At 56.6% G+C, this 3762-nt stretch carries 5 protein-coding genes; 1 reads left to right on the forward strand and 4 read right to left on the reverse strand.

The features are described 5' to 3' along the window. The 4 genes from acpP to rpmF all read right to left on the reverse strand — a co-directional run. On the reverse strand, nt 1–206 hold a 206-nt coding region (gene acpP, locus QNK41_RS19605; RefSeq protein WP_319260480.1), incomplete at its 3' end, for an acyl carrier protein. A gap of 118 nt (nt 207–324) precedes the next feature. Beyond that, the gene (fabG, locus tag QNK41_RS19610; protein WP_319260483.1) at nt 325–1071 is read right to left on the reverse strand and encodes a 3-oxoacyl-[acyl-carrier-protein] reductase; all 747 of its coding nucleotides are present in this window, start codon (nt 1069–1071) and stop codon (nt 325–327) included. Then, complete coding sequence (locus QNK41_RS19615; RefSeq protein WP_319260486.1) at nt 1068–2720, reverse strand: acyl-CoA dehydrogenase family protein; 1653 nt, start codon at nt 2718–2720, stop codon at nt 1068–1070. Before QNK41_RS19615 ends, fabG begins: the two co-directional genes overlap by 4 nt. 56 nt (nt 2721–2776) lie before the next feature. Continuing rightward, the gene (gene rpmF / locus QNK41_RS19620) at nt 2777–2959 is read right to left on the reverse strand and encodes a 50S ribosomal protein L32 (RefSeq protein ID WP_319260488.1); all 183 of its coding nucleotides are present in this window, start codon (nt 2957–2959) and stop codon (nt 2777–2779) included. Between the two features lie 409 nt (nt 2960–3368). On the opposite strand from rpmF, the gene QNK41_RS19625 reads away from it, so the two are divergent. Beyond that, the coding region (locus QNK41_RS19625; protein ID WP_319260491.1) for a glutamate--tRNA ligase at nt 3369–3762 on the forward strand (394 nt) is incomplete at its 3' end.

Here is a 3762-nt window from a genome sequence, read left to right on the forward strand (position 1 = left end):
AAGGCGTCTTTGACAGAGACCAGCTTTTCGGCGTCTTCATCGGAAATATCCACGTCGAACTCTTCTTCCATGGACATGATCAGTTCCACCAGGTCGAGGCTGTCGGCCCCGAGGTCGTCCACAAAAGAGGCCTCCGGAACCACTTCGGAAATGTCTACACTGAGTTTCTCCGCGATAATCTTTTTAACTTTATCTTCTGCTGACATGAGGATCTCCTTTCAATAATAAAACAGAATTAAGGGATTGAGGAATTCGGGCATTGAGGGATTCCGGAATTGAAAGGCATTGAATTCCTCAATTCGCAATACCCCAATTCAATAATACTCACATATACATGCCGCCGCTTACATGGATGACCTGGCCGGTAATATAATCCGCGGCTGCAGAGACGAGAAAAGCGACGACGCCGGCAATGTCGTCGGGAGTGCCGATTCGCCCAATGGGGATCTGGCCGATCATGGCCGCCTTGGATTTGTCGTCGAGATCGCCTGTCATGTCGGTATCAATATAACCGGGGGCCACGGCGTTCACCGTGATGTTCCGGCTGGCCAATTCCCGGGCTACGGCCTTGGTCAGACCGATGATACCCGCTTTTGAAGCCACGTAGTTGGCCTGTCCCGGGTTGCCGGAAACGCCCACCACCGAAGAGATGTTGACGATACGCCCGTAGCGCTGCTTCATCATGACTTTGGCGGCCACCTTCATGCAGTTGAAGGTCCCTTTCAGGTTGACGTCCATGACTGCGTCCCAATCAGTTTCCTTCATGCGCACCAGCAGGCCGTCGCGGGTGATGCCGGCATTATTCACCAGCACGTCGATCCGCCCTGCCTCCTTTAAAACAGCCCCCAGGTATTCGGATACGGCGCTTTCCGAGGCCACGTCAACCTGGTGGTAGCACGCCTTGCCACCGCCGGTCGCGATGCCCTTGGCCGTGGTCTGGGCCGCATCCAGATTGCTGTTGTAGCTGAAATAGACGGTGGTTCCCGGTGCGCTCAGGGCGGCGCAGATGGCCCGTCCGATGCCTCGTGATCCCCCGGTTACCACGACGATTCGATCGCCCGATCCGGTCATGATGCCCTCTCAAAAATCCGGTCGGCGATGCGGTCCATGTCGTCGATCAGCCCCCGGTAGCTGCCCTCCAATGCGGGCAGATCCAACGACGGCAGGAATTGATCTGCCGTTTCAGCGGCGACGACGTCGCTGCCCATCACGATCAATCTGGCTTTTTCGGAGACCAGGCGGGCGCAGCTGTTGGCAAAGACCCGAGCCGTGGCCAGGTTAATCTCATCCGGCTCGTTCACGGCCAACCGGGCCATGCTTTCCCCCACCTCCACGTGGGCCATCATGTCGGCCAGGGCGAACATGACTTGCTGGTGGCGGGTGAGGCGGTTTTCATGGGCAAAATCGATGGTTCGGTTCAACACGCGCGCACAGACGGCCAGGGTCCGGCAGCCGGAACGATCGCAGTCGCCGTGGAGCCCATCCAGTCCGTTGGCCATCTCTTCGTAAAAGGCACCTTTGGTTTTGCGGGTTTTTTTCCAACGGAACGTGGAGATGATGTTCTGCTGGATTTCACTGGTGCCTTCGTAAATACAGGTTATTTTTACATCTCTTTTGATTTTTTCAACGCCGAATTCGCTGATGTAACCATAGCCGCCCAGGGCCTGCATGGCATCGTCCGCCGCCCGGTTGGCGGCTTCGGAGGTGAAGAGCTTGGCGATGGAGCCTTCCACCTGAAAGTCTTCGTCTTCGCTGTCGATTCGGCGGGCGATGGCTTCGATGTGGGCGGCGGCGGCCCTCAGGTTGACCCAGTGGGGAACGATCAGTTTGTTGGTGTAGCCCTTTTTAGCGGAAAGGGGACCGCCGAACTGTATCCGTTCATGGGCATAGGGAATGGCGATCCCTTCCAGGGCGGCCTCTCCGGCCCCCAGGGCCATCGCCGCCACCATGAGCCGGGTGTAGCCGAACACCTGGTTGGACTGCTTGAGCCCTTTACCGGGGGCATCGCCGATCATGTTTTCAACCGGGACATAAACATCGGTGAAGGTAAGGGGTGAGGTGTTGGACGCCCGGATGCCGTGCTTCTCTTCACCCTTGTGCTGATCGAAGCCCTGGGTGCCCTTTTCGACCACAAAAAAGGTAGGTCCTTCGGGAGTCTGCGCCAGTACGGTCACGAAATCGGCGTAGCCGCCGGTTGAGATGAACTGCTTGGATCCGTTGATCCGGTAGCCGGTGAGCGTGCCGGAATCGTCCATGACCGGCTCGGCCTTGGTCTTGAGTGATGCCAGGTTGCTGCCGGCTTCCGCTTCGGTCACCGCGTAGGCCACCAGGCTGTGGCCTTCGGCTACGGCGCCCAGCCAACGTTCCTTCTGGGCTTCGGTGCCGCCAACGATGATGGGGTCCGAGCCCAACTGGATGGCAAAAAAGGCGGTTCCCACACCCAGGCAGATTTTGCTCATCTCCCGGGTGACGGCGCAGCAGTCCATTGCGCCGCCGCCCATTCCGCCGTAGGCTTCGGGGATGAACAGCAGCTGCAGCCCGATCTCCGGGCTCAGCATCTCCCGGACGGCGGCTTCGGGAAAAATTTCGTCACGGTCCCATTCCAGGACGGCTTTTTTGGTAAGCAGGCGCTTGGACAGCTGGCGGACGGTATCGACCACCATCTGCCGGGTCTCTTCGTCCAAACCACCCTGCGGGCGATGGGATCCGGTGTCGGTCATGATTGGCTTTTCCTTTGGGGGAAATCGTCTGAAGGTTCTGACCCGATAGAAATCGATCAGTCGTCGTCTTTAACGATAACGCTTTTACCCTTGTACTCGCCGCATTCGGGGCAGGCATGGTGGGGAAGTTTGGCTTCGCCGCATCCCGGGCAGGTTCCCACTGCTGGCGCGTCAATTTTGTCGTGGGCGCGTCGTTTATCCCGTTTTGACTTAGATGTCTTGTGCTTCGGTACAGCCATTAGTAATCTCCTAACATATTAAAATATATATAACTATTCCATAATAAGCCGTGTTTTTAATTGGTGTCGCCTGTAGTAATTAAAAAGCCGACGAATGTCAAGGCTTTTCCAAAAAATCTTTCCCGCCGCACCCTTGTTCCCCCTTTGGGGATGTGGTAATGAGGTGGCCTGAAACTGACCGTGATTGGCTGGTTTCGATTTCATTGATTGTTATTACGATTGGTTAACCTCATAGCGAAGATATTGGTTGGCCACAGACAGACCGGCGGTTGGGTTACCGATTGAGGTCCTGCGGCTGCCGGTGAGCATGCAAACGGCACGATGCGCCGTGACCGGTAAATAACTTATTGTTTAACTAGATGTGTCATTTGCATCAGTTTACGAACGACTAACATAAGGCAGATCAACAATGGAAACCATCGTTACTCGATTTCCCCCGAGCCCCACGGGTTACCTGCATGTGGGCGGCGCCCGCACGGCTTTGTTCAACTGGCTTTACGCCCGTCAGAATCACGGAAAGTTTGTCTTGCGCATCGAAGATACGGATACGGTGCGTTCCACCCAGGCATCCGTGGATGCCATTTTCGAGGCGATGCGCTGGCTGGAGCTGGACTGGGACGAAGGTCCCTTTTTTCAAACCCAGCGATTCGACCTCTACCGTGAATACCTCCAGAAATTGCTGGATTCGGGGGATGCCTACTACTGCACCTGCACCCAGCAGGAGGTGGAGGCCATGCGCCAGAAGGCCAAGGCCGAAGGCGGCAAGCCCAAATACGACGGCCGCTGCCGGGAACGCGGCCTGC

This window comes from Desulfosarcina sp., from assembly GCF_033791525.1.
In the GTDB taxonomy this organism is placed as follows: Bacteria; Desulfobacterota; Desulfobacteria; order Desulfobacterales; family Desulfosarcinaceae; genus Desulfosarcina.